Source organism: Frigoribacterium endophyticum (assembly GCF_011759585.1).
Taxonomy (GTDB): domain Bacteria; phylum Actinomycetota; class Actinomycetes; order Actinomycetales; family Microbacteriaceae; genus Frigoribacterium; species Frigoribacterium endophyticum.
The window spans coordinates 1,142,881-1,168,508 of the sequence record NZ_JAAOYV010000002.1; the positions used below are offsets into that span (position 1 = coordinate 1,142,881).

The 25,628-nt window shown below is 64.5% G+C and carries 25 protein-coding genes and 1 pseudogene; 15 read left to right on the forward strand and 11 right to left on the reverse strand.

What is annotated here, in order from left to right; translation table 11 throughout:
- Positions 1-184 precede the first annotated feature (184 nt).
- The gene (locus FHR77_RS12695; protein ID WP_167260726.1) at positions 185-805 is read left to right on the forward strand and encodes a hypothetical protein; all 621 of its coding nucleotides are present in this window, start codon (positions 185-187) and stop codon (positions 803-805) included.
- 600 nt (positions 806-1,405) lie between these two features.
- On the opposite strand, the gene FHR77_RS12700 is transcribed toward FHR77_RS12695, so the two are convergent.
- Positions 1,406-2,869 (reverse strand): competence protein CoiA family protein, encoded by a 1,464-nt coding sequence (locus tag FHR77_RS12700; RefSeq protein WP_167260728.1) that lies wholly within the window; start codon positions 2,867-2,869, stop codon positions 1,406-1,408.
- A gap of 417 nt (positions 2,870-3,286) precedes the next feature.
- Between FHR77_RS12700 and FHR77_RS12705 the strand changes: the two genes are divergently transcribed.
- Positions 3,287-3,916 carry a hypothetical protein gene (locus FHR77_RS12705; protein WP_167260730.1) on the forward strand — a complete coding sequence of 210 codons (630 nt, stop codon included), beginning with the start codon at positions 3,287-3,289 and terminating at the stop codon, positions 3,914-3,916.
- 147 nt (positions 3,917-4,063) lie between these two features.
- Positions 4,064-4,945, forward strand: a complete 882-nt coding sequence (locus FHR77_RS12710) for a hypothetical protein (protein WP_167260732.1) — start codon at positions 4,064-4,066, stop codon at positions 4,943-4,945.
- Positions 4,946-5,061: 116 nt separating this feature from the next.
- Here FHR77_RS12710 and FHR77_RS12715 read toward each other — a convergent pair whose 3' ends face one another.
- The 4 genes and pseudogenes from FHR77_RS12715 to FHR77_RS12730 all read right to left on the reverse strand — a co-directional run bounded on the left by FHR77_RS12715 (position 5,062) and on the right by FHR77_RS12730 (position 8,460).
- On the reverse strand, positions 5,062-5,322 hold the full coding sequence (locus FHR77_RS12715; protein ID WP_167260734.1) for a hypothetical protein: 261 nt from the start codon (positions 5,320-5,322) through the stop codon (positions 5,062-5,064).
- 183 nt (positions 5,323-5,505) lie between these two features.
- Positions 5,506-5,767 (reverse strand): annotated as a pseudogene (locus FHR77_RS16775) (glutaredoxin domain-containing protein).
- A gap of 692 nt (positions 5,768-6,459) precedes the next feature.
- Positions 6,460-7,263 carry a GDSL-type esterase/lipase family protein gene (locus FHR77_RS12725; RefSeq protein WP_167260736.1) on the reverse strand — a complete coding sequence of 268 codons (804 nt, stop codon included), beginning with the start codon at positions 7,261-7,263 and terminating at the stop codon, positions 6,460-6,462.
- Between the two features lie 48 nt (positions 7,264-7,311).
- Positions 7,312-8,460, reverse strand: coding sequence for a fatty acid desaturase family protein (locus FHR77_RS12730; protein ID WP_341777367.1), 1,149 nt, complete (start codon positions 8,458-8,460; stop codon positions 7,312-7,314).
- A 1,078-nt stretch (positions 8,461-9,538) separates the two neighbouring features.
- Here FHR77_RS12730 and FHR77_RS12735 point away from each other — a divergent pair.
- Positions 9,539-9,829 carry a SoxR reducing system RseC family protein gene (locus tag FHR77_RS12735; protein WP_167260738.1) on the forward strand — a complete coding sequence of 97 codons (291 nt, stop codon included), beginning with the start codon at positions 9,539-9,541 and terminating at the stop codon, positions 9,827-9,829.
- A gap of 122 nt (positions 9,830-9,951) precedes the next feature.
- Here FHR77_RS12735 and FHR77_RS12740 read toward each other — a convergent pair whose 3' ends face one another.
- Positions 9,952-10,356, reverse strand: coding sequence for a hypothetical protein (locus FHR77_RS12740; RefSeq protein WP_167260740.1), 405 nt, complete (start codon positions 10,354-10,356; stop codon positions 9,952-9,954).
- Positions 10,357-10,577: 221 nt separating this feature from the next.
- Here FHR77_RS12740 and FHR77_RS12745 point away from each other — a divergent pair, with 221 nt between their 5' ends.
- The 7 genes from FHR77_RS12745 to FHR77_RS12775 all read left to right on the forward strand — a co-directional run bounded on the left by FHR77_RS12745 (position 10,578) and on the right by FHR77_RS12775 (position 15,910).
- Positions 10,578-10,853, forward strand: a complete 276-nt coding sequence (locus FHR77_RS12745; RefSeq protein ID WP_167260742.1) for a hypothetical protein — start codon at positions 10,578-10,580, stop codon at positions 10,851-10,853.
- Positions 10,854-11,142: 289 nt separating this feature from the next.
- Positions 11,143-11,466 (forward strand): DUF7882 family protein, encoded by a 324-nt coding sequence (locus FHR77_RS12750; RefSeq protein WP_167260744.1) that lies wholly within the window; start codon positions 11,143-11,145, stop codon positions 11,464-11,466.
- Between the two features lie 222 nt (positions 11,467-11,688).
- The gene (locus FHR77_RS12755; RefSeq protein WP_167260746.1) at positions 11,689-11,994 is read left to right on the forward strand and encodes a DUF7882 family protein; all 306 of its coding nucleotides are present in this window, start codon (positions 11,689-11,691) and stop codon (positions 11,992-11,994) included.
- 75 nt (positions 11,995-12,069) lie between these two features.
- Positions 12,070-12,306, forward strand: a complete 237-nt coding sequence (locus FHR77_RS12760; RefSeq protein WP_167260748.1) for a hypothetical protein — start codon at positions 12,070-12,072, stop codon at positions 12,304-12,306.
- A 1,473-nt stretch (positions 12,307-13,779) separates the two neighbouring features.
- Entirely contained in the window at positions 13,780-14,076 is a 297-nt protein-coding gene (locus FHR77_RS12765; RefSeq protein ID WP_167260750.1) for a hypothetical protein, read from the forward strand.
- Between the two features lie 950 nt (positions 14,077-15,026).
- On the forward strand, positions 15,027-15,695 hold the full coding sequence (locus tag FHR77_RS12770; protein WP_167260752.1) for an AraC family transcriptional regulator: 669 nt from the start codon (positions 15,027-15,029) through the stop codon (positions 15,693-15,695).
- Positions 15,696-15,727: 32 nt separating this feature from the next.
- Positions 15,728-15,910, forward strand: a complete 183-nt coding sequence (locus FHR77_RS12775; RefSeq protein WP_167260754.1) for a hypothetical protein — start codon at positions 15,728-15,730, stop codon at positions 15,908-15,910.
- Between the two features lie 825 nt (positions 15,911-16,735).
- Here FHR77_RS12775 and FHR77_RS16455 read toward each other — a convergent pair.
- The 4 genes from FHR77_RS16455 to FHR77_RS12795 form a co-directional block, all read right to left on the reverse strand.
- Positions 16,736-16,972 carry a D-alanine--D-alanine ligase family protein gene (locus FHR77_RS16455; protein ID WP_167260756.1) on the reverse strand — a complete coding sequence of 79 codons (237 nt, stop codon included), beginning with the start codon at positions 16,970-16,972 and terminating at the stop codon, positions 16,736-16,738.
- The gene (locus FHR77_RS12785; protein ID WP_167260758.1) at positions 16,900-17,517 is read right to left on the reverse strand and encodes a D-alanine--D-alanine ligase family protein; all 618 of its coding nucleotides are present in this window, start codon (positions 17,515-17,517) and stop codon (positions 16,900-16,902) included. The genes FHR77_RS16455 and FHR77_RS12785 overlap by 73 nt, the downstream gene beginning before the upstream one ends.
- A 372-nt stretch (positions 17,518-17,889) precedes the next feature.
- The gene (locus FHR77_RS12790; RefSeq protein WP_424956022.1) at positions 17,890-18,489 is read right to left on the reverse strand and encodes a gluconokinase; all 600 of its coding nucleotides are present in this window, start codon (positions 18,487-18,489) and stop codon (positions 17,890-17,892) included.
- 5 nt (positions 18,490-18,494) lie between these two features.
- The gene (locus FHR77_RS12795; RefSeq protein ID WP_167260760.1) at positions 18,495-19,886 is read right to left on the reverse strand and encodes a GntP family permease; all 1,392 of its coding nucleotides are present in this window, start codon (positions 19,884-19,886) and stop codon (positions 18,495-18,497) included.
- 239 nt (positions 19,887-20,125) lie between these two features.
- Here FHR77_RS12795 and FHR77_RS12800 point away from each other — a divergent pair, with 239 nt between their 5' ends.
- The 3 genes from FHR77_RS12800 to FHR77_RS12810 all read left to right on the forward strand — a co-directional run bounded on the left by FHR77_RS12800 (position 20,126) and on the right by FHR77_RS12810 (position 23,162).
- On the forward strand, positions 20,126-20,857 hold the full coding sequence (locus FHR77_RS12800; RefSeq protein ID WP_167260762.1) for a FadR/GntR family transcriptional regulator: 732 nt from the start codon (positions 20,126-20,128) through the stop codon (positions 20,855-20,857).
- A gap of 315 nt (positions 20,858-21,172) precedes the next feature.
- The gene (locus FHR77_RS12805) at positions 21,173-21,742 is read left to right on the forward strand and encodes a hypothetical protein (protein ID WP_167260764.1); all 570 of its coding nucleotides are present in this window, start codon (positions 21,173-21,175) and stop codon (positions 21,740-21,742) included.
- A gap of 463 nt (positions 21,743-22,205) precedes the next feature.
- Complete coding sequence (locus tag FHR77_RS12810) at positions 22,206-23,162, forward strand: ATP-grasp fold amidoligase family protein (RefSeq protein ID WP_167260766.1); 957 nt, start codon at positions 22,206-22,208, stop codon at positions 23,160-23,162.
- 663 nt (positions 23,163-23,825) lie between these two features.
- Here the strand turns inward: FHR77_RS12810 and FHR77_RS12815 are convergent.
- A complete protein-coding gene (locus tag FHR77_RS12815) occupies positions 23,826-24,599 on the reverse strand; it encodes a TetR/AcrR family transcriptional regulator C-terminal domain-containing protein (protein WP_243861667.1) in 774 nt (257 codons plus the stop codon).
- A gap of 116 nt (positions 24,600-24,715) precedes the next feature.
- Between FHR77_RS12815 and FHR77_RS12820 the strand changes: the two genes are divergently transcribed.
- On the forward strand, positions 24,716-25,546 hold the full coding sequence (locus FHR77_RS12820) for a DUF2382 domain-containing protein (protein WP_167260768.1): 831 nt from the start codon (positions 24,716-24,718) through the stop codon (positions 25,544-25,546).
- The last annotated feature ends 82 nt before the right edge of the window (positions 25,547-25,628 follow it).

Here is a 25,628-nt window from a genome sequence, read left to right on the forward strand (position 1 = left end):
ACCCCGTTACGTTGCGGGCCCTCGCCCTGGCGTCGACTGGGGAGGCTCCTCGGCTGGCTCGCCGAGCACAGCTCTTCGCCCCTTCCCACGTCCCGTTCCTGCGCGACGGCATCAGCAGCCCCGGCGATCGCCCCGAGGAGACGTTCTTGCTGCACGAAGAGCTCCTCCGGCTCGCGGTGACAGCTTGGACGGTGACGAGCAGCTCGACCCCACGCCCGTCCACATCAACGGTCTCTGGACCTTCGCGAGACCCGTCATTATGCGCCGCCCCGACGGCTCCGACCGCCACGTGCGCGCTGTCTGGTACCGACAGGGCCAGGTCGTCTGGCAGATGCGGACGTACGCGGCCGGCGTGGGCAACGACCCGAAGGAAGTCGGGGAGCGGCTGGTCGGCACTCTGCCCTTTGCCGCGGTGTGGGACGAGGATCGGCCCGAGCAGAAGCTCCTGGCGGCCGTGTGGGCCCTCATGGCACAGGGCGGCGTCACGGAGTCAGAGCGAGACGCGGGACGCCAGGATGGGCACGCCGGGGCGCTGCCTCGCGAGTCGCTCGTCGTCGTTCGAGTGAAGGCGGGGACGGACCACGCCAAGGCGTACCGTGCGGACGAAGGCGTCCCGGGGGAGGCTCGGCCGGCGTGGAGCGTCCGCGGACACTGGCGGAAGCAGCCGTACCCGTCCCTGGGCTACGACGAGGCAGGCGACCCCGTCACCAAGCTCATTTGGATCGCCTCCTACACGAAGGGTGACGAAGCGGTCGGCAGTCGCGGACGACAAGACCATCAGCATCCACGCGTGAGATCTCGTTGAGGAAGCACTCGATGGGTCCGTGTACCCGCTCGTACCTGCAGGCCCGGGTACATCTCTCCACCTCCTCCGAACCGCACCGGTCCGGGGAGGTGGCGCTCAGAACGACCATAGAGAGCTCACCAGCCTGGGTACACCTCGGGTACGCCCCGATCGGCAGCAGCATGCGGATCGGGGCGTCTTGTACCTGGTGTACCTAGCCCTCGAGGCAAACCTTGTAAGGGGACCTTAACTGTTCAGATGCTGAACACGTCAGGACGGCAAGGAAGAGCAAATACCTCTAGTAAATCTTTTTTGAAATGAGTGGGTACACCAGGTACGCACCCTTAAAAAACTGCGTGTTTCCGGACCGAGCGGTGTACCTGCAGGTGTGCCCGATGAGCCATATCGAGCGATACACAGCAGGTACAGTTCCGCTCATAGTCGAGCTGAACCGGTGTTTCGTCCCTGTCGGCGAATGTCCCCCTCAGATGTGTTCTCGGGGGCAGCTCTGCTGCTCCGTTGCGAACAGTGCTCACACCGGCAACCACTTCGAGAACATGCGCTCCGCGGCGGTCCCACTGGGGCGCTCCGGCGCTCCTGCAGGTGGGGACCCGCGCGCAACTACCGCCTGCTCGGAACCACTGAGCCGCGGCTCTTGGGGCGGAAGAGGATGCGGCGCTCGTCGTCGCGGTAGGTCGCGAGGATCTCTGCGCAGTTATGGCAGCCGCACGTCGCGGTGAACCGCGGGAACAGCCGACGGACGTCGTCCGTGTCCAGTCCCGGGTGCGCCGTCACATAGGCCTCGATCGCCGCGGTCCTCTCATGCGGGGTGGTCGGCTTCGGGCTCGTCAGTGGCGGTAAGCCGAATTGCTCCGGGCTCGCGACTGGCTGCGCCGCCTCGAACAGGCGGAGCTGCTCGGCACGCTGGCGCCGGAAGACCTCCTCACGCTCTCGCTTCTCGGCGGCCGCCTGCGCCTCCCGTGCGCGCAGCGCATAAAGCTGGGCTGCGTCACGGCGCAACCCGCCCAGATCACCCACCTCCTCCGGGGTGAATCGGCGCCGGCTGTTCTTCCTGCCTGCAAGATGTTCGACCACATCGTGTGTCCCGTAGAGGCCCTTCCTTGGCGCGCACCAGTGCGATTCCGCAGGCGTCACGTCGAGCACGACAGTGCGGCTGGCGCAGCTGTCGCTGGCCCGGTGGCGGTACAGCCACCACAACTCCGTCGGGGCGATCTCAGCGGCGCAACGGGGGCACCCGAACGTCGACGGGACACCAGGCAACCGGTCTCGCCAGATGGCGAGCGGCTCCGTGGCCTGGAGGCGAGCTGCTGCAGTTGACGGTGCTGCGCCGGGCGCAAGCTCGGCACCGGAGGCCCACCAGGCGCAGCGATCGCAGGAGATCATCCTGCAGGGATCGACATCCCAGACGATGGACCGCGTCTCGCAGGCGTCGCAAATGTGCATTCCCCAGCGGATGGTCCCGGTCACCGTCGCTGGCGGAGTCGGTGACCAACGAAGGGGGCCCTCGAGGACGGCGTGGAGGAACCTGGCGAGGGGCACCTCGGCCGAGGCTCGTGATCGGACGGACACTGCCAGCTCATCAGCCCGCGGGTCGACGCGGAGGAGCGGGACGCCCGGCAAGTGCTCCGTGCTCGCCCTGGCGGTCAGCCAGAAGCACTCGATGTCGTCTCGTTCGTACCGCGCCTGACGCTCGCGGTAGCGCTCCGCGTCCTGAGATGAGATCTGCACCTCGAAGGCCACCTGGCGACCAGCCTTCTCGACGAGCACGTCGGCAATCCAGGACCCGTCCGGAGCCCGCACCTCAGCCCTGGCCGTCCATCCGAGCGCTGCAGCCGCCTCGACGACCGCGGCCTTGACGCGGAGGTGCTCCTTCGTCTCGCCCTTGTGTCCAGGCTCGCAGAGGACCTTGTGAGCGAAGAACTGCGTGCCGAGCTGGGACGTTTTGACGATCGCCGTCTCCCCGCAGCTGAGGACCGGTCGTGGCCGGTGCTCCTTCAAGTCGGCCCAGGCGCCGGGCGAGAGCATCGGCGCCAGCAACGACCGATCGCCCAGGAACGCAGTCAACGGCACATCAACCCCCTAAGGCCCCTAATTTCAAGAAAGCTTGATGCCGTTGGCTGAGCGCTTCTCGCCATCGCACCCTCGAACTTGTCACTTCAAGGGTCTGCGATCTGGCCCTTGGTAAGCCTCAATTATCCCGATTGGGCCTGCCGAACCGTGCCTTAGTTCCCTGGCCTTTTAGCAACTCTTTTCGATCTAGGGCTGTCTACTTATGTGCCGACAAGTCGTGCCAGCGTCAGGAACAGCGGTGCATCTATGTCGGGGGACAACGCCGTGCCGCATCCGCGGATAACCGCGCCGTCAATCGGCAACTCGATGGCGACACGCCGCAAGTCCATATATTCATTCCCACTCGTTAACGAGCAAGATCATGGGTTGGCAGCGATACGGTTGCACTGACATCCGGTTGCGACTGGCACCATGACCTTCATGTCACGTGAAGCAGACAGCCGACAGGATCAAAAAGCGCTGGAACTCTTGAGAGCGCTTCGCGACCTAGAGGCCGATACTGATTACCTTCTCGACGGTCTTCTAGCGTTCGCCCGCAGCCTCGAGCCGGTGCGACGACCTCCGTCCGACGATCCAAACCGGGCCTTCCTCGTATCCTCAGGCGCCTTCACCGAGCATGAACTGGCCGAGGCTGAGGCCTCAGTTGCGCGCGGCTCGCTAGAACTGAGCGCCATGGAATGGTGGCTGACCGCCGCGGCGGAAACGTCTTCCTTGGAGGACGCGGCCACATTCCTCCGTCTCACGATGGATGAGATCGAGGCTGCCGTTCGTGAGGACCGTCTGATGGCCGTCGATATAGCCGGCGAATTGCGAGTTCCGATTTGGCAGTTCAACACGCGACCCGTCGGCCGCACACTGCCGCATCTCGAATCCATCATTCCGCTCCTCCGGGATTGGGACTGGCGGACGGCGGGCCGATTCTTTGCGACTCGCCAGGAAGACCTTCTAGGTCAAGGGCGCAAGAGCCCGGCATCTTGGCTTGAAGACGGCGGAGATGTTGGGGCGGTCATATCACTCATCAAGCACCTACACCGCTGGTGACGCCGTAGGCGGGAGGTCGGGCATACGAAGACATTGCTCCGAGATGGCTCGACGAACGACGGACGACCACCTGATAATGTTGATTATGTCAGTTCTGGGACAGGTGCTGGCAGACCATGAGGACAAGGACATCGATACCCTCGGCCCATGCCGCAACTGCGCTCCCTCATCGAGGGCATAGACGTCTCCCCATGGCCGAGCATGAAACTGAACCGGGCTAACGAACTTTTGGCCACGCTCTTTGGCCAGGTCGGAGTCTGGAACGCTTCCCGTTCCTTCATGGCACCAGTTCAAGTCTCTGTGGATCGCCAATATGTCGAACTGCTAGCGCCTCGCGGAAGTCGTCCTCCAGCTGACGAGTGGGCCCTCGCCCTGGGTGACGCAGTTCACAACGCACGGTCAGCCCTGGATGGGCTGGTTTGGGATCTGGCGCATTTAGACGGCGGAACGCCGAAGCGACCTCGGTCCCTGGCCTTTCCTATCGTGTCTGACGAGCGCAAGTGGCGCGAGGCTGTCGATCGCAACCTGAGCGGCGTGAGTGACATCTTCGTGGAACGAATCAAGGCGGTTCAGCCGTTTCTTCACCCACAGGAAGACGGGGTCGCTTCTTGGCTACATGTACTTTCCGAGCTCGATAACGCCGACAAACACCGAGGGTTGATCGTGGCGGTCCCCATAATCAACGCGCTAAGCATCGAGGGAATGAGCTTGCAGCTCGACATGGCATCCGCGGAGCAGCAAGGATCGTTCCGCGTGGAAAACCGGTTTGATGAGCTGCCAGATGGTGAGCCTCTTGCCCGGCTGTCATTCGGGCGCAGCATCGCAAAAAACTCAGTTGTTCCGGCCGTCGCGCACGTCGAATTTCAACCGTCCGTTCGGTACCGCGACAGCCTGTTCGCCCCGGAACTTATTCGAACGGATGCCCTGGCACATGTAAATGGCGTTCTGTCGTTCCTGAGGACTGGCGTCCAGCCGGAAGATGAGGCGCGAGAAGAAGTGAAGCTAAGCCCCAAACCCAGTGCGGGATAGCCAAGGAGCAACGGAAGTCGACCTGCCCCTTAGATGCTCTACCAACCGTGCAGTAACGCCCACCTCAAGAATTACGCGTCTCGCTCTCGTGTCCAGCCTGTGGCTGATAACGGACCTTATGACCGGCTCCGGCCGGCACCCCTTACCGGGGCGTTGAACGCTTTGCCGTAGAGGCGGTCGGCCTCGTGGTTCAGCTGCGCGACCTCTGAGTCACGAGAGGCGTACCCGGCCATGAAGCCCGCTTCGTAGATGCGGTGTTCGACATCAGTCAGCTCCCACGGATAGACCTCCTCCTCGGGCTCGTCCATAGATGCCGGCGCGTCCTCATCAGTGAGATCCGGGGGCACCTCCTCCAACGCCCAGGTGTCGTAGTCCATCAGTGGACCCGCCTAGTCGTTGATGTCGTCAAGGCCCTGCAGGTGGCTGTCGTCATCGTACTTGTCGCCGTCTGCGGGGTCGTAAGTGGCGTCGTAGATGAAGCGGCCGTGCTCGTTACGAACAGGGCTGGTCCCTTCCGCTGCGGGCCCGGGGGTCGCGGTGCCGGGTGTGGTGGTGTCCGCTCACGGGGTGACTCCTTCGTTCTCGGTGGCGCCGCCGGCGGCGATGCGCGCGATGTGGTCAGGGCGAAACCCGGTCCCGTGGTCGTGCTCGGAAACCACGACCACGGGGGCCCCGAGGTAGCCGAGCTCGCTTTTGACGTAGGCGAGGGCGTTGTCGTTGATGGTGACGTCGACAACCTGGTACTCGAGCCCCCGGGGCCTGAAGGCTCCGGTACGTTGCGGCGCATTGCACGCAGTCCGGTTTGCTGTAGACGGTGATCATCGTGGCTCCCCCCCGGGACCATTGTCCATCTACCTACGGACGAACCGTCCAAGGATCGAGGCTGACGACGCCTCAGATGTGTTCCCGGACCATCGGGACGGCGGCGTCGAGGGTAGGGGTCGGATGTGCGCGGCGGCCCCTCCCCCACGCCCCGCGGTGGCGGTACTGCTCGCACCAACACTTTCTTGATCCGAGACCTCCAGCATTGAGGACCACGAAACAAAAGGGCCCTGGCTCGCGGGGGGGGTGCGGGCCAGGGCCAGAGGGTCAGATGGGGGGATCTGACCCTGCCCTGTCCGAAAACAGGGCGCATTCAAACTACGGGAATAACGCTCGCCCCGTGCGAACGTGCACAGACGTGCGCTTCCGGGACATGCCCGTGGGCGCGCGGCGGACAACGACTGGGCTGCGGCGTAGCGTCCCGGGAGTCGAAGGCGTTTCTTTCGTCTTCTCTGGCCGGTGTTGCTTGCATCCCTGCCCGTGAAGTTCAGGCAACAACATCGGCAGGGGGGCACGGAGCTTGAACGACTTCGTGCCCCTCGCTACGTCCCGGCGCTAGCTTTTCGGCATCCCCGGTTGACGGCCACCGCTTCTGCAAGGATGCGGGCTCTGGCCAAGCCGCATGCACTTCCAGCACAGGCTCTATCGAAGGCCGTGCCCGCAAGGCCGGTCGCGGCTGTCCCGCCGTATGGTCAAGATGTTGGCGCCTCTGTCGCGGGTCCGCCACGGTCAGGGGATGCAGCGGTGGGGTCGACGGGGAGCAGTGTTCCTTGTTTGGGTGGGCGCCCGTCGCCGGAGGAACGGCCCCTGAGGCGGCGTCCGATCCACGGGATCACGTGCTGGACGAAGTGCGTTCGACTCGATGGCGTCTCTGTGGGAGGCAGGTGCTGTTCGGGCCAGGTGGGGGCTGTGACGTTGAGGGCAGTGAGGACTTTGGTGGCGACGCGGTAATGGCCCCGGGTGTTCAGGTGCAATTTGTCGGCGGCCCAGAACTGCGGGTCGTGGAACGCGGTGTCGAACCAGTTGTCGACGACTGTGACGTGGTCGTGGTGTTGCCACGCTTGAACGCCGTGGGCATACCGGTCACCCCTGATCTGGATGAGCCGGCCCAGAGGCAGCTGGTGGGTCATGTTTGCCACGGTGACGAACAGAACGTGAGTGCCGGCGTCTGCTGCTTGATCGATGGCGGCTTTGAGACGCGCTGTGTTGGCCTGGATTGAGACGCGGGGCCGGATGACGTCATTGTTGCCGCCGCTGATGCTGAGCAGGTCAGGTTTCAAGGCGAGGGCTGGTGCGAGTTGTTCGTCAAGGAGTGGGCTGAGGAGCTTGCCGCGGATGGCGAGATTGACGTAGCTGACTTGCTGGGTGGTTGCTGCGGCGAGGCCTTGCGCGACGAGGTCTGCCCATCCTCGAGGTGCCCCGGAGGCGTGTAAGTCGCCGAGGCCTTCGGCGAAGCTGTCGCCGATGGCGGCGTAGCTACGGAATCTGTGAGTCACAGTTTGCCTCGTGGTCTCGCTGGTCGGGGTGTGGCACAGGGAAGTGCCTTATGGGCGGAGGGTGCTCGCGGCGGGGCAGTCGAAGGGGTCACCGCCGGCGGCGAGGCCGACACGGTTGAGGTAGTCGATGACGATTCGGTAGGACTGCAGGAGAGACGTCTGGGTGTAGGGAATCTCGTGGATTGCGCAGTGCTTTTGCACCAGGACGCTGGCTTGACGCAGGTGAGGGCGCGGCATATTGGGGAAGAGGTGGTGTTCGATTTGGAAGTTCAGTCCACCGAACACCGTGGTCATGAGTGCACTGTTTCCGATGTTTCGGGAGGTGAGGACTTGCTTGCTGAGGAAGTCGACTTTGCTTCCAGGCTCGAGGAGGGTCATGCCTTTGTGGTTGGGAGCGAACGATGCGCCCATGTAGAACCCGAAGGCGGCCATTTGCACACCGAGAAACGCGAAAGCCATTCCTAGTGGCAGGAACCAAAGGAGCGCTCCAACGTAGATAAGGAAGTGGGTGCTGATGAGAGCAATTTCGAGGGCCCGTTTGGTGACCTTTTTCCGGGTGAAAAGGGCCCGGTAGGACGTGACGTGGAGGTTCAGGCCCTCGAGGATGAGGAGGGGAAAGAACATGTGTCCTTGGTGGCGGGCGAAGAGGCCGGCGAGACCTGTTCTGGCAGGGTTGCCGGTGGGGGTGAAAATCAACGCGCCGGGGGCGATGTCCGGGTCTCGGCCGGAAGTGTTGGGGTTGCCGTGGTGGCGGGTGTGTTTGTTCATCCACCATGCGTAAGAAATGCCGACAATGCCGGCGGCCAGGACGCGGCCCCATCGTTCGCTGTGCTGCCCTGATTCGAAGACCTGCTTGTGCGCGGTCTCGTGGGCAAGGAAGGCGAATTGGGTGAGGAGTACGCCCACGGCTGCAGCGACGAGGAGCTGGAACCAACTGTGTCCTAGAGCGAACGATCCGGCGATCACGGCGACGAGGCACACCATCAGGGTGCAGAAAAGGATGAGGTAGTAGCCGCGCCGCCGAACCATGAGGCCCGATTGTTTGACTGCGACCAAAAGGGTGGAGTACGAGCTGGTCGGGTTGCTGATGCGTCCTGGGGTGGTGGGCCGGAAACCTGTCGGCGCCGCGGCGCGAATAGTCACAAAATTAGCAGGGGTTGCCACAGTGGCACCTTTACGTTCGGCGAAGCAGAGCACGGCACGAGGCGACACCGGGTCCCCAGACACCCGGCAGGATCAGTCACGACAGCAGCTAAAGCGCGTCCAGACGCTAGGGAAGAAGGCTTACCCAACGGTATCCAGGCACTGTCATCGCTGCGCACCCTGGCGGAGACACGCACCTCCGGATACCCTGTCGCCCGCTTCTGCCTCGCGGGCCTGACTTATCCCGGCTCATGGGAAGTAGGCCCTGGTCTTCACCTGTCTCCAGGAACCCGACCGGTGCAGGTCATCCGTGACACGTGGCGTCCCCCTCGGCGGCTGGCATCGGCTCAGTTCAGGCGAAGATCCGCGCGCAACCGCCGCCATCGTGCGCGGTGCGTCAATTGCGGCGCGGGACCACAAATAACGGTTTCCTGACAGTTCGTCGCGTCTGCTGACGGCGGCAGTATTTTCGTTGATGTTCGACGGTAACCAGGCGTCGAAACCAGGGGGACTGGGTTAGAGCCGAGTTCGCCCGCGGCGGGGCCGCCGCACAGTCACGTTTCGCGATGCCGGCCCCGCCGCCTCTACAACCAAGCCCCCCTGGAGATTCACACTGGGCTTGGGCCCACAATCCCGCCCATTCAGCGGGTGAGTCTTCGCACTTGACCGTCGAGGACGATGTACCCGAACGGTGGCGCCTGGTCCGCAAGTGCTGGTCTGGGTGTCGAGCTCTTCTCGGTGATCCCAGGCTGGGTCGTCGTCGCCGACGGGGTAGCGCTGCCAGAAGTGGCCCCTCCGTCCCAGTGCTCATGTCCATCCGTGCCGTGGGCACACTCGCTGTCCTCGTCAGTGAGGTAGTCAGCAAGATCAAGGCTGAATGGGGTGTCATGCACAACTCCACTGTGCCCGGCGGCGCGACCTATTTCCAGGAGCCGTCACCTGGGTGGGGCAGGGCGTGCGGCCGGGCCGGAGGAACGCGACTCACGCTTTTTCTCGTGCGTAATGTGTTCTGATGCGTGCCCCGGATGGCAAGGGGTGCAAGAAAGAAAGTCCGCGGTCTGGTGGTGGCGGTTTGTTTGTTCACGAGCCCCGGCGGCCGATTCGTTGCCAGGGTCATCACGAGGAGATTTGCATGAGCAACACCACCGGATCCAACCACCCCGGCCGTCTGACGCGCCTGTCCACCGAGACCAAGGCCGCGTTCAAGACCACTGAGTTCATCGCGTACGTCGTGATCCTGATCGGCATGTTCATCGCCGCTGCTGTCACCGACAACGGCGACGACGGTCAGGGCTTTGGCGCCGACCAGGTGTGGCTTTACGCCACGATCCTCACGGTCGGCTACATGATCGCCCGTGGCCTCGCGAAGTCTGGCAGCCGCGAGTTCTTCGACGGCAACGACGACAACCGCGACCGCCGCTAGCACCCACTGCTGAGCTGAACACAAGGAAGGCCCCCCGCTATGCGGGGGGCCTTCCTTGTGTCACCACCACAGACCTGCCGGCAGAAGGCCGACAAGCGATTCGCCCCCGACCTGCTCTCGCGCTACGACTCAGAGGAAGTGGGGCGTGATTTTGTCGGGAACGGGTCATTCGGCGTCGACGGCGAGCTCTTGGAGTCGTACGTGTTTGAGTCCTCGTCAAGGGAATGCCCTGACGCGGCATCAACGAAGCGGGCGCCACCCACTGCCGCTGTGCGGCGGATGAGTTCCTCGACGAGAGCGCTGTCCTCGGGCTCGAGCTCGTCCTCGGGAGCTACTTCGATCATGACCTGGCTTGCGGGACCAAGAAGCAACTGCGCGGTCACGGCGCTACCTTCGTCATCCGCGGTCGGGACCTCGACAATGTCGGTCGTGCCGTTTTGGCCCAGGGCCGCCGCGTACGCCAAAACAGCCTCGGCAATGGCGTCACCCGTCATGACCTTGCTCTCGCCGTAAACGATGTACTTCATCAGTTTCCTCTCGACCTCACGATCCAACCCGTTCTCCGTTCACGAAGTCCGCTCCCCCTCACGTGGCACAGAGCTAAGCCACCCCGCCGGCCCCCGTCTTCTGCACGACCTGGCGCACGGCGCGGCAGCCAGAAGAACACCTAGCGTGCGGATAGCTCATCGTCAACGGGGCGCGAGGCATCGAGGGGAGGGGTTGGGTGAGGACTATGCAGCGCACCACTATGACCGTCAACGACACGGCCTACCTCCTGGCCCAGGACCAAGACACCGCCCGCATTGAGGCGGAGTCGGTCAGCGCTGCACAAGGCGGAGGCGCCATTTTGCACGTCACCGTCGTGGGAAACCGCACATTGGACGTGCTGGTCACCCCCGGAGTGGCAGTGACCTTCGAAACTGTCGACGTCGATGACGATGACCGCGACGACGGAGACACAAACGCTCCCTACGACGTCCCCGACTTCGACGACTCCTACTTCCACCCCGAGACCTCCCCCTAGAGTCCTAACGAACCGCCTCACACGCCGCACCCGGAACAACTAGGCCCCATCAGCCGAAATCTCACCCCGGCTGCGGGAACAACACCACGCTCACAGAGGCCACCAGATACCGGGGGCTCACAGATTCTTGATCGCCACAGTCGCAGGCGCCGCCTCTTCAGCGCCTGTCTTCACGATGAACTTGGCACCCATCGCAGTTTTGACAGTCGACGAGACTGCCTCACCCCACGCATCCTTCGGCGCCTCTTGACGTCGCTTCGGCTGATGCCACCTCTCTAAAGGCGACACCATGGGCTTTCTTCTCTACGACCACGCCACGACTGACATCCGCATCCCGGACCGGACCCTGGCCCACCTTCAAGTCGTCATCGTCAGCAAGCTGCGACGGAACGAAAGTTTTGCGTTCTCCTACGTTCTTGACCCTGAAGCCGGAAGCGGGAGAAACACACTCTGGATGCACCCCGCCATCGGCCTCCGCTTCAGCTTTGAAGGCGTGAAAGTTCCCTCGTTGAACAAAGACTGGCTCCTCGCCCTCACGCAAAGCGCCCACAGCGGCACCGGCCTGCATGTCCTCCCGGAACCCGGTCCTGCCTCAGAGACACAGGTCTCGTAAACCTTCCCCGCAGCTGCGCCGTGAAAGAAGGCGGCATCCCCCGGCACGGGCCTCTCGTATGCCAGTAGCGCCCCGCGCCTGTTCCTGTCAAGGCCCCAGGTGGTGGTGGCGGCAGCCCTTACGTTTAAAGAGCGGGCGCTCTTTGTTGTGCCTGACTCCCCCTCCTCATCGTTGGTGAGTACTTCACCTCACTTATGAGGCCACACATGGAAGGGGCACTGCATGGGCGTTTTCGTTTACGACCGCACAGTCGAACTCGAGCTCGATGACCGCACGCTCGCGCACCTGCAAATCGTCATCATCAACAAACTTCGCCGCTCAGAGAGCTTTGCTTTCTCGTGGAAGACACCCGCGCAAGCAGGTGACGGTCGCAGCAGCGTGTGGCTTCATCCGTCAGCGAATCTGCTGTTCCGGTACGTCGGCAGCCGCCCTCCTCGAATCAACCCCTACTGGATTCAGGCGTTGACGGACTCCGCGAACCAGGGACCCGGACTGCAGGTGGCACCTGAACCACCCCAGCCGTCCTAACCGGCCACACGGAGAAGTACCCAACTGGCCACAACGACACGTGCGTGTTGGAGATGGCCTAGAGAGAATGCGGACATGGCTCTTTCCAATTTTCCTTACGACGACAACGCCATCGTGGACGGCGCCAACGCTGTCACCGCTCTCTCCCAGCAGGTGTCTGGAGTTACGGTTGACTTCCTCACCAATGACGTCTCCGACGCCAGCACCGCGACAGTCACAGCAACTCTGACGTGGGTCATCAGCGCATCTGACGCCGTAGCCATCCTCGACAACGCCCGCCTCACCCCCGCCACCCCGCCCGCACCTCAGTAAGCGCTGATCGCCACCACGGCCGGCCCGGCTGAGCTGTTCTAGGCCCGGGTTCCCGGCAGGAAAGCGGTCAGACCGCGACACGGCCTTGTCCGCCTTCAGGGTGCCCCCTGGTGTGTGTGCAGGTCCATGGGCCAGTCGTGTCGTACGAAAATAGTTCTGATTGTGGAAAGTCAAACCCTCGTTTTGTTTCACCGGTCGGCGTAGGTTGCACTCACGGGCTGGTTACCCGTAATGAATGAAGCATCGGGGATTTCCTGATCGGTTATCCGGTGCTGCCGTTCGGGCCCCACCAAGCCCAAAGGCAGGTGGGGCCTTTCCGCCCTGACACCCACGGGACTCAGCCAGTCCGACCACCTGAACCGATTGGGTCCGGGCCGCGGCAGGTAAATAGCGGCTCTCCAGGTGGGGTGGCCACTCCCCCAGTGCGCGGGTAGACGCAAGCGTTGTGAGGGCATGAGCCTCTAAAACGGCGTGGGCAGTGCTGCTTGGCCTACCCGACCGGCGCACACCGTCCCGAAGCGGTGCCGGGACGAGCAGCACTGCCTCCCACCAGATGCGCCACACGACGCCTCCGTGTAGCCGTCCGGCAGAAGGTCGGTCCACGCGATGGGAGCCAATGTCAACGGGGCATCGAGAAGCGGAGGGCTGCTGTCGTTCCGCGCGTAGCGTCCAGGTATGACTAATTCACAGCCCGACACAGGTCCTGACGCAACTAAGAGCACCGAGGAACTCGCGAAGCCTTCGGAAGTTGACCCGGAAACGGGAACAGACGAGGACGACACCCCAATCGACAACCCCGCCGGCTAACTCAGGCCGCACAAGGGCGCACGCCCTGCATCGGCCCCAGCCGCTCGGCCACACGGCTGGGCCTCGGAGCCTGAAGGAAACGAGATGACGTCCATGGCTAGTGTGAGCCGCTTCATCAACGCACCACCCTCGGCGGTGTTCGACGTTCTCTCCGACGGATGGCTGTTCGCCGGATGGGTCGTAGGTGCCTCCCGCATTCGCCACGTGGACCCCATGTGGCCCGGTGTCGGTTCGAAAGTTCATTACTCAATCGGTGTGTGGCCAGGGGTCATCAACGACTCGACCAGCGTAACTTGCTGGGACCCGTCGCAGCGACTTCAGCTTCGTGCCCGCGGGTGGCCTCTTGGGGAAGCCGACGTCACGCTCTCCGTTCGCCGGCACCGTCGTGGCTCGATTACCCAGATGACGGAACATGCCGTCCGCGGGCCTGCGGTATGGGTACCCAAGGTCCTTCAGGACATCATTATTCGGGCCCGCAATCATGAGGCACTGAAGCGCCTGGGCTGGTTAGCCCAGGGTAAGCACACCCAAGACGCACTCCCCTCGACCTGAAGTCGGCCTCTTAGCGTTGTTGCCTGGCACGGATGGGCGTGCTGGAAGAGCCGCCGTCAAGCCCCCGGGAAAAGTTTCGAGGTGAAGCCCCTGGGGGCCTACCGTGATCGGGTGATGAGGGAAAAGACGATGGAACGGCATGCGGTGATCATTGCGGGGGCAACTTTCATTCTCGCCCAGGGTGCCGACATCGCCGACATAAGAGCGGCAGTTGTTCAAGCAGCGCGTTCCGGTGGAGATCTCGTCGATCTCGTTGTCTATGGCAACGAGAAAGTCAGCGCCCTTGTCACTCCTGGCGTTCCGGTACTGTTCCGCTCTCAGATCGTCGATGCGGAAGATCGAGACACCGGAGATACTGCCCTTCCCTTCACCGACTTCGACTCCTACGAAGCCGCCTTCCCCCTATTTTAACGTCCGCCAAGTCCCGGCGAATCATGCGCGTATCGTGTTACCTCAGGTTGCGCCCGCGCCTACCTCTTCCCCAAAGTAGGCACAAACCAAGGCCCCCCTCATGCCGAACAGCTGGTGGGTCAGCAAGAAGTGCGCCTCTGGATTCGGGTCCAGGGGCATAAGTGCACCGGGAACAAGTTCTCCCGGTGCACCTGTCGCCTCATGAGCTCCCAGCGCACCAACACTCGGGCGCATGCCGTCAGCCCGAGACCACCCATCTGCTCTCTCCCGGGCCTCACTCACGCAACCCCCCACGGAGTTGCTCGACCCTAGGTCGGCAAAAACCCGCCCAGCTCGCAGCCGTGTCGCCGGCGCAACTTTAGCGGGCTTTCGCGATGCCGCAGGCCGGCAAATAGAATGGGGTACAGCCCTTGTGGGGCGTAACGCGGACTGGGGTGGGGACTTATCTGCTCCGATCGGGCATCGTGAATGGAGCCTCATTGGCGTCATTTCGTGACTTCTGGCCTGTTCATCTCGTCTTGTTGCTGCGAGCACACTTCACCGCTGTGCGGCGCGACACATGAGCTGGACCAGGAGACCCCATGCCAAACAGCTACACCCGTGACCCCATCGCCGCAGAGCGCCCCTTGCCCGTCACTCTCGCGAGCACGGTAGAGCCCGTAGCGCCTGGGTTTGTCCGTCACGCGTGGACCGGGACGAACATGGAAGACGCCCGAGCGCACCTCGAAGAGGCCCTCGATGGTCGTCAGTTCAGGGCGCAGCGAGGACGAGAGACGTTTAGTTTCAGGTTCGCCACTGCGGGCGATGCCCGGGCGAGCCTGCAGACGGGGTCGTTTACAGGGCACCTTCGAGGCGTCATTCCCTGGTCCCGGGACTACGTCGTGTCCTGGTTCCCCGTGGGGTCCGTCACGATCAACTACCCCCAGGGGCAACTGACCAGCATCCCGGGGATGCCTTTTCTCACCCCCACCGAGACGTCGTATTCGTTCTCGATGACGCCCCACCGGCACAGCATTGTTCACTTCGATGCCTCGTTCTTCGAGGATGTCGCAGCTACCCGCCACGGTCGAACGGCGCAGCGCATTGTCTTTGACTACGCGGCGACACCCACCCCACAAGCCCTGGCAGCGTGGAAGCACGCGCTGGGTGAGGCAACCCCGCTCATAACCCACCCCGGAACCCCTGCAGCGGAACGCCTCTTAGCCCAAACCACGCTCGCACACGCTCTCCTTGACCTGTTCCCCTGGCAAGCACTGAACATCCCCGCGAAAATTCGCACCGAGCGCACTCAACGACTTCGCCTCGCCGCCGAATATGTGCACGCCTACGTCGACCAAGCCATCACCTCCCACGACGTCGCCACCGCAGCCGACATGCACCCCCGCACCCTGCAGCAGCAAATGAGCACACATCTCGGCGCAAGCCCCACCAGCTTCATCCGGGATGTTCGCCTGGATCGGGTGCGTCTTGATCTCCTCGCGGCTGACCCCGCAACTGCCCGGGTCGCCGAAATTGCGAAGCGCTGGGGCTTTGGCAATCTCGGCCGATTCTCGGCCGCATACTTCACGCGATTTGCTGAATACCCCCGAAACACCCTCGCCCAAGGAGAGAGCGCATGACACCGAGGTCTCCTAGGGGTCAAGATCAGGGCGTGGACGACGTCGACCCTGAAGTGCTCAAGTGGATGACCTTCGATGAGCTTGCCCAACGCCGACGCGACCTCATCCGCGTCTACGACAGGACCCTTCGAAGCGCGACCCCCGACCCTCACGAGGTGCAGCGCCTTAAACGCGCCATCTATGACGTACGAAACGCGCAGGTCGGCCGCGAATAGCGCGTCGAGGCAGCTCGCCCTCTAGTGACCGCGATCACTTTGTCGCCGATCCTCCAGTCTTGGTTGTCCATGCCGCGAATGCTTTTCCGATTTACCTAATCCGCCTTGAGGCGTCTGCCACGATGAGGTCGTACCGATTCACGGCGGTGCACGGCCTCACCCTGGGGCCAAAATCGAAGGTGTACGTCCCGGCAGCGCAGGGCTGCAGAATTGAGTGCCTCCATGCGTCCATGGTCAATCCCCTCTCTTGGGCAGAAACCCACCAACGTCGCAGGTTCCAGGACAGGTCCGCGCCCGGTAGAGCCTGCCCTCGACCTGACGCGATGCGTCCGCCACCGCGCTGCAGTCACGGCATGAGAGACGTATTCGATGCCGAACTGGCGGCCACCGAACCTCTTGATCTTGCGGCCCTCTTCGCGGCAGAAGCCGTCCGTGAGTAACTCAGCGACAGGCCCAGCATCACATTTTGCTGCCGCAGCAGGCCACGCCTATTTCGCTGAAGCGGGGCGCGATTCGCCGGACGGCGCGGGTAGCCTTTACCTCAGCGATAATCGCGTCGCCCCAGTCCGGATCGAGCCATATCCGCGGACTCGGCGCGCCAGCCGCCTTCCCTCCGCTCAGGCCGTCCTTAAGTCACCTGAGGAGTCAGCTTTTACGTACGAGCAGTTCTTGTCCCTGGGCCGGCGCCCTACGGAGGCCCTCCAGGCTTGAGGAGTCTGCATGTGGCCGCCCGGGCGTACGCACTCCACCAGGACAAGCTGCGTCCAAGGCAGAAAGAGTCCACGAAAACATCGACGATGTCCTCTCCCGTAGCTGGGTGACGTTCTAGTTGCGACTTCGATTTGTCGTGTTCCGCATTGCTGATTCGACAAGGGTGGCCACGAGTTCGACGTAGTCAATACCGACCGCAGCAGCCATTCGGGGCATCTGTGACTGCTCGGTGAAGCCCGGCGTGGAGTTGACCTCGTTCAGGACGACGCCGTCGGTGGTCACGAAGGAGTCGAACCGGGCAACGCCGTCACAGCCCAGGGCGTCCCAGAGCGCGCTAGCGGCCCCTGCCACCGCTGCGTGTTAGTCGGCGTCGAGGCTGGCCGGCAGGGTTGACGCTGCGGTGCCGTCGTACTTGCTGGCGCGGTCGAACACGGTGCCTCGCGCCACACCGATCTCGGGGTCGAACCTTCCCGCAGCGTCCCGGTGTGGTCGCGCCAGAGGGCAATGTCGACCTTGCGGCCCGCGAGGAACGCCTCGACGAGCACGCTTGCCCCCTCCTTCGGGGCAATCGTCACGGCCGACGGCAGTTCGGCGAGGTCCGCAAGGCGGGACAGCCCGTTGCTCGAGCCGCCCGCAGTGGACTTGACGATGAGAGGCGGTACGAGGCCGACACCGGCAGCCCGCAAGGCGAGGTCGTCGACGGGTTCGTCACGGCCGATGAGGATGCCGGGCGCTGTTGCGGCTCCGACGGCTCCCGCGATGAGCTTCGTGATCCACTTGTCGCCGGCCAGGGTGCCGGCGCGCACCGGTGAGGCGACGAACGGTGTCCCGGTGCCCAGCTGGCTCAACCCGGTTGACGCCGACATCGAGGCAGCGATCGTCGCCGACGTCGACATGGCGGATCGAGGATCGGAGATACTGCATGCAACGGCGCGTGCGGCTCGGTCAACCGATGCGCATGCACCTGCACGTCGACGAGGGCGTGGCCCGGGACGGTTCCCCGCCCAAGCGCTGGCATCAGGGCTAACCCCCCGAGTGCTACGGGACAACCTCTAGAGACCAGCGGCCCCAGATGGTGGGTTCTGGCCCAGCCCAGGACTGAGGCATCAAGATGCACGCGGTCAGACGCACTTAGAGGGACATTGGTGGTGAAGTCTCGTCCGAGCAGTCGTCGCACGACGTCATCAGCCCTGACATCCTCGCAATCATCTGTAGCTGAGACCAAAAATCCGCTCACGCGGTCGTCCTGACCGGAGGCGCGGTGCCGGTCAGCGGGTCGGCGAGAGCCCCAGCAGCCGGATGACGTCGTCGGCCTCCTGCTCGGGCGTCTGCGTCGCGTCGACGACGATGTGGCGCTCGTCGGCCTGCGGCGGCTCGAGGGTCGCGAGCTGCGAGTCGAGCAGCGAGGCCGGCATGAAGTGCCCGGGGCGCGCGGCCATCCGGCCGCCGATGAGGTCGTTGCTGCCGCGGAGGTAGACGAAGACGACGTCGAGCTCGCGCAGCACGTCGCGGTAGCTGCGCTTGAGCGCCGAGCAGGTGATGACGCCGGGCACGCCCTGCATCGCGTGCTCGATGATCCACGACGAGACGGTGTCGAGCCACGGCGCCCGGTCGTCGTCGTCGAGCGGCACGCCGGCTGCCATCTTCGCGACGTTCTCGTCGGGGTGGAGGTCGTCGCCCTCGGCGTGGTCCCAGCCGAGGCGCTCGGCGACCAGCGCCGCCACGGTCGACTTGCCCGAGCCCGAGACGCCCATCACGACGAGCACGGGGGCGCCCGACCAGCGGCGCGCGGTGCTAGGAACAGGAATCGCACTCGGGGGTGAGGCCGCCATCAGGGAGGCGCCTGTGGTGTCTTTTTCGGAGGTCATGGTCGTCAGATGAAAACGCTGGCGAGCATGACACCGGCGAGGGCTGTGAGGCTGAGGACGCACTCCATCAGGCTCCAGGTCTTGAAGTTCTGGCCCACGGTGGTGCCGAGGTACTCCTTGATGAGCCAGAACCCTGCGTCGTTTACGTGGGACAGGAAGACGGAGCCCGCGCCGATGGCAAGTACGAGCAGTGATGCCTCGGGGGTGGACATGTCGGCAGCGAGGGGGGCCATGATGCCGGCGGCGGTGACTGTGGCTACGGTCGCTGATCCGGTGGCGACGCGCACGAGGGCCGCGACGACCCAGGCGACAAGCAGGACGCTGACACCTGACTCTGACACGGCGTCACCGATGACTGTCCCGATTCCTGTGTCGATGAGCACCTGCTTGAATCCGCCGCCTGCACCGACGATCAGCAGGATGCCGGCGACATCGGGCAGCGATGAACCGAGGGTCTTTGACACTGCTGCCTTGTCCATACCGCCGGCACGCGCGTAGAAGACCATGGCGTAGAGGACGGCCACGGTGAGAGCGACCATGGGGGTGCCGAGGAATTCGAGCAGGTCCACCCAGGTACCGGTTGCTGTGGGCAAGGCCGCCTCGCGGATCGATCGGGCGAGCATCAGCACGACGGGCAGCAGGATGCCGATCAGTGCGTTGACGAAACTGGGTCGCTTCCGGGCCGAGCCCTCGCTGCCGTCCTCCTCTTGTGACAGGAACAGGTCGGGAACCGGCACGGGCGCCCATTTCGCGGCGAGCTTTGAGAACAGGGGTCCCGCGACGATCACGGTGGGGATCGCCACGAGTACGCCGAGTCCGAGGGTTAGGCCTAGGTCGGCGCCGACGGTTGACACGGCGAGCAGCGGGCCGGGGTGCGGGGGGACGAGGGCGTGCATGGCTGAGAGCCCTGCAAGGGCGGGGATAGCGATGCGCATGAGCGGCAGACCTGAACGGCGGGCGACAAGCACGATCACGGGGATCAGCAGCACAAGACCCACCTCGAAGAACATCGGCAGGCCGATCAGGCCGCCAATGAGCGCCATCACCCAGGGCAGCGCTTTTTGAGACGACCGCAAGATGAGCGTGTCGACAATGCGGTCGGCTCCCCCGGAGTCGCTCAGCAGCTTGCCGAACATGGCTCCTAGGCCGATCAGAATTCCGACGCTCGTCATCGTTGAGCCGAACCCGGTGCCGAAGCTCGTGACGGCGTCGCCGGGTGCGAGACCTGCGCCGATACCCACCCCGACCGCCCCTAGCAGCAGCGCGAGGAAGGGATGCACTTTCAGCCACGTGATGAGCGTCACGATCACGGCAATGCCCACCAGGGCAGCGATTATCAGTTGCGCGTCGCTGCCCGAGGGCGTGGGGGCGGCCGTTGCCGCAGGGATGAGGTGCATGGTGTCGCGTCCTTCCGAGGACGCTTCACTGCGACCTCTTCGTCAGGGATTTACTTGCGTACCGACCGGACCAGGAGGCCAAGCAAGCGGCGTGATGCCGCCCATGGATGAGGCCCAGCGATGCGGATCTGTCATCCTTGGATGACACGCAGATCTGAATAATCCGATTAATCAGATTCAGTGAGTGTGCCACAGGGCTACTCCCAGGGCAAGACGGCGACTAGGCACAGGAAACGACGATGACAACGAGGTCTTCTCCCTCATCCCGAGACCGGGGACTGCACTGGCAAGTCATCAATGCCCTCGGGCAGGACATGGTGGCGGGCCGGCTTGCTCCTGGCACGATTCTCAACGTTGAGGCGATGAGCGAGCGGTTCGCTGTCTCTCGAACGGTCCTTCGTGAGGCACTTCGCGTGCTGCAGTCGCTGGGGATGGTGCAGCCACGCCAGCGCACTGGAACGCAGGTACTGCCGCGTGATTCGTGGGACTTGATGAACCCGCAGGTGATCGTGTGGCGTGGCCGTGGGCCGGAGTACTTCACGCAGATGCGTGAGCTGCTCGAGCTGCGACTGGGGCTTGAACCCGTCGCTGCACGCTTAGGGTCGCAGGCGGCCGATGCTCAGCAGATAACGTCAGTGCGCAACGCTGCCCGAACCATGGTTGAAGCGGCCGAAGCTCACGACGGACCGGGTTACCTCGAGGCCGACGTCGCCTTTCACACCTCGCTTCTTCGGGGGTCGGGCAACCAAGTGATTGGACACTTCGCCACTCAGGTTGAAGCAATTCTGCGCACGCGCGTTGAGGAGGCCCGTTACACGATCACTACCTGGACCCCGGCCGCCGCGAGGCAACATCTCGACATCGCCGAGGCTCTCTTGGGGCGCGACGCCGACACTGCGGGCAAGCTCACGGCCGACCTAATCCAGGCGACGATCGATGAATTCGTGATGGAAGCCCCTCGTCCTAGCTGACGACGCCAGTGAGGCAGGTCAGCACCTCGGCAATGGCCCGTTGGTGAGCGCATGTCTCGGGTCTCATCCGGTGGGCGTACCGCGGCGTGAGAGACCAGTCGCTGACCACATAACGGGTCCATTCGTGATGGCTGTCTCGCGCGTTCGCGCGGACGGCCATGCGACGACAGAAGCACTGACGCAGACCCGAGGTGGTCCTTCAGGCGGAGCGTCGGCCACCCTGCGGCCGACGGCGAGAACTGGGCGCCGCCGCGAGGCTGAAGATGCGACGGGAGCACCTCTTCCGTTGGCACCCTGACTCGAGGAGCAACCCCTATGAATAGAACCCGCATCATCGTCGCCGCCTCAGCACTGCTGGTCGCGTCCGGCGTCGCAGCCGTCACGACCGCCGCAGCTGCCCCGTCCAGCCCCGCCACTTCGGTCGAGGACCGGCTCACCGCGGTCGCCACGCCCCTCCTGTCGCAGCAAGCCGATGGCTACCAGGGTAAATGGGCCGTCCAGGGTGACATCCTTGCTGAATCTTTCGAGAAGGACGGCGTGGTGGTCTCCACCGGCACGACGAGCCTGCGGGACGGCCTGGGCACCGACGAGGTTGTGTCGTTTGGGTACGTGGCCGGCTTCGGCGATCCCGACACCGGCGCCCAGCACGCTCAGCTCAGCGGGCAGGCCGGAAGGGACGTCACGGCGGTCCGCGTAGTGAGCGCTTCCGGAACGACGACACCGGCGACCCTCGTCGACGGCATCTGGGCAGCGGTCTGGACGGCCGGCTACTCCTCCGACGAGTACGGCCCGGCTACCCTGGAAGTCGACACGGCCGCCGGCACGACCACCGTGGCGACCGATGAGGTCGACGTGGTCGCAGCCGAGCAGCAGGCAGCCGCCTAGGGCTGAGTGAACCGTCGGACGGGCGGGCCGCACCGGCGGCCCGCCCGTCCCTCACTTCGTGCTGCCGCCCCGGACCGTTCGCTTTCCCGAAGCCCAGCAGATCGGGGGCAAGAACGGTGCCGTGCGCGGTGAGCGAGGCACTAAGGCGGCTGAACGACCGGTGAGACAGCCCGACGCCGTGGACGAACACGGACGCGTCCGGAGGCGGCACAGCAAGTCCCATGCGGAACCATCGCGGGTCGGCAGCCTGGGGAGATGGCGGACGCACACGGGAAGGAGCGGACCGGAACGGGACGAGGGCCTCCTCGGCCGGGGACGAAAATGGCCGACCCGAGCGTATCGGCGCCGCACACTCACACCGTTCCAGGTGTCGCACTGGTCGACGACGGGCGAAGGATCATCGCAGCCGGTGGAGGCGGCAAACTTGTCTCGTGCCCTGCCCCATTCTTCCCCTCCCAGTTCCGTGACCGCCACGCGAGTTCCCCGCGCCCGCTGGCGCGGACGCTCCGTCCTGGTCAGGGCTGTCCGTCTGTGGCGGACCCGTGCCCCGCGCACCTTCACCGAGAAGGTCCGGTACAAGATGCTCCGTGACCATCGCCAGCTCGTGGTGACCTTCGCGGACAAAGCAGCGGTCCGCGACCACGTGGCAACCCTGGGCCACGCCGACCTGCTGCCCCGGGCACACGCCGTCCTCGACGACCCGGACGGCCTGCTCGACCTGGACCTGCCTGACTCGTACGTCGTCAAGCCGACCCACGGCAGCGGCGCTGCCGTCGTCGTCTCGCCCGACGCCCCGGCCGACGCCGTCCTGCCCCGCCCCGAGTGGGGCTGGGTCTACGCCCACGTACGGCCCGGAGCCGCCCACCAGGCCGTGCTGCGCGACATCGCCGCGGCCTGGACGAGCAAGCTGTACGGCCGCGGCCCGAACGAGGAGTGGGCCTACAGCCAGATCCCGCCCCGCGTCATCGTCGAGGAGAAGCTCACCGGACCCGCCGGGGGCATCCCCGACGACTACAAGTTCTTCGTCTTCCACGGCACCTGCCGCTACGTCCAGGTCGATACCGGCCGCTTCGACACCCGAACCCAGGACTTCTACGACGCCGGATGGCAACACCTGCCTCTGAGCGGCGGCCCCGCGTGGGCCGATCCCCCGAAGGAGGCCCCGGACAGGCTCCGAGAGATGGTCGCCATCGCCGAGGACCTGGCCGCCGACACCGACTTCGTCCGAGTGGACCTCTACCTGCTCCCCGAGCGCATCGTCTTCGGCGAGCTCACGAGCTACCCCGCCGGCGGCCACAGCCCCTTCCACCCCGACGAGTGGAACGCCGTGTTCGGCAGCCACTGGACCGTCCCCCGCCGCTACGTCGAGACCTCCTCCCGGCCAAACGTCCCCGCACGCGTACCCGCGCCCCGGCCGTGACGAGACGGCAGTCAGGTCGTGGCGTGCTAGTTGTTTGTCAAGGCCCGGCCTGTGGTGCGCGACGTAGCTACCGTCATGAGTGACCGGCGGAAGGGGCAGCCTCCCGCCGGTCACCCCGCCTCGGTCTGACTGTGCCTGATCGGGATGCACACCAGCGATGACAGGAACGTTCGGACGATGGCCTCGAAGACACGGCCACCGAAGTCAGGGCGCACGTTTGTTGGGCAGATGAGAATCTCGCGGTTGTTCCGTCGGGCAATGACTCTCGACATTGCGCACGTAACGATCTTCATCATCAGGGCGCTGACCTTCAGGACACAGACGAGCCTGTCGGCCCGTTCAGCGCGCGCAGACGCCGCCGTCGCTGCCGCCGGCCTGTCACTCGCAGTGATCGCCTTCCGTCACGACGCCCGGATGCCCGTCGTCGCTGGCCTCCTCCTGAACACCACAGGCTGCGTCGTGACCCTCATGCTGCACGCCCGAAACGAACCTCACTCTCGACGGGCGCCCTGGTCTTGGACCGCGTATCTACTCGTCGGAGGAAATGCCGTGAGCCTGGCCTACCTCGCAGCAGGCTGCGGAACCGACCGACACCGATAGCCAATCCCCTATAGGGCAGGGTTGCCTACCCGCACGAGGCAGTAGCGCCGTGGCGTGGGTGCGTCACTGTGAGACGTCGCGGGCGATGCGGTCAAGGAGTGCTTCGAGGGAGATCTCGAACTCTTCGTCGCTGCGGTCTTCGCTGAGGAGGTTCCGGAGGCGGCGGACCTCGGTGGCATTGTCGAGGGATACGTTCCCGTCACCTTCCGGCACGACCGCCCCGCCCTCGTCGAGCGGTTCTTCCGCGGGGCCAGCTTCAGCCCCGCGGACAACGGATTGCAAGAGGAGCTGGCCGAGGAGAAAGCTGCTGAACGCGCGATAAGCGTCGACCGCAAGAGCATCCGAGAACCCGTTCCTCGTCAACGATCGGAGGAACGTGTCGACGACCTCGATGCTGCGAAGCGGGGGACGCAGCCACGGTGCAGCCGGGTGCCGCGTCGCCACGAGAGGGAACGCCTTTGGGTGCTCCGTCGCGATCTCCCGGACGGAGTGAGCGACCCTCTGCAGGAACTCCTGCCAATGAGCACCTTCTGCCTCCTCAAGGTGGGAGGTGAGCTCGCTCATCAGCGACGCTACGACACCTTCGAGCAAATCCTCCTTGCCGTGGACATACCTATAGAGGGACATCGCCTCGACCCCGAGCTCCACAGCAAGGGACCGCATCGACAGTCCCTGCGGACCCAACCGGTCAATCTGCGCCAGAGCAGTAGCGACGATGAGGCTCCTGCTGAGTCCCGCGCCACCAGGCCGAGTCCCTTTAGTCCGCTCGGTCATGATTACCGCCTCCTGCACATCGGCCCCAGACCCCGGCAGCAACGCACACGAGATCTTTTTCAAGACGCCGTAACCGTATCTCGCCTTACGCTATAAGCTTCCCCACGGCTTACACCGTAAGCCGAGCACGCTCCTCACCGAGCCCTAGGCACCGTTGCCGGGGAAAAAGGAGAAAACCCATGATCGACAGCAGCAGCATTAATGACCTTGCCGGCGCCGACGTTTACGGCACCGACAACGCGAAGATCGGCACCGTGGGCCAGGTCTACGTTGATGAGTCCCAGAACCCCGTCTGGGTCACGGTCCGCACGGGTCTGTTCGGGTCGTCGGAGTCATTCGCTCCGCTGAGCGATGCGACCTTCGACGGCGGCAACCTTCGCGTGGCCCACGACAAGGCGTTCGTCAAGGACGCGCCCCGTGTCGACGCCGACGGTCAGCTCAGCACTGAGGAGGAGGACGCACTGTTCTCCTACTACGGAGACACCAGCTACGCCGCAGCCTCAACAAAGAACGAGCAGCCCCTGTACGACCAGGACGCCGACGTCGCGACCAACGCCGTCACGACCGAGGGCCACGACACGTCGGGCCCGACGACGGACGACGCCATGACCCGGTCCGAAGAGCGCCTGCACGTCGGGACCGAGCGCGTCGAAGCTGGCCGGGCCCGCCTTCGCAAGCACGTCGTCACCGAGCAGGTCACCAAGACCGTCCCGGTCAGCCACGAAGAAGTCACGCTCAGCCGTGAGCCCATCACCGATGCGAACGCTGTCGACGCGCTCTCCGGCCCCGCGCTCAGCGAGGAGGAGCACGAGGTGATCCTCACCGAGGAGCACGTCGTCACCGACAAGGAAACAGTTCCCGTCGAGCGCGTCGCCCTCGGCACCGAGACCGTCACCGAGCAGCGCGAGGTCACCGAGAACGTGTCGCACGAAGAGATCGAGCTCGACAACTCCGGCACCCGCACCACGACCGGCGACGAGACCGTCATCGACCGCGACACCCGCTCCTAGCAACCCCCGGCGGCATCCGCGTCGACCCGAACGGTGCGGATGCCGCCGGCCCCCTAGCCACACCCTCTGTGACACCTGCCAG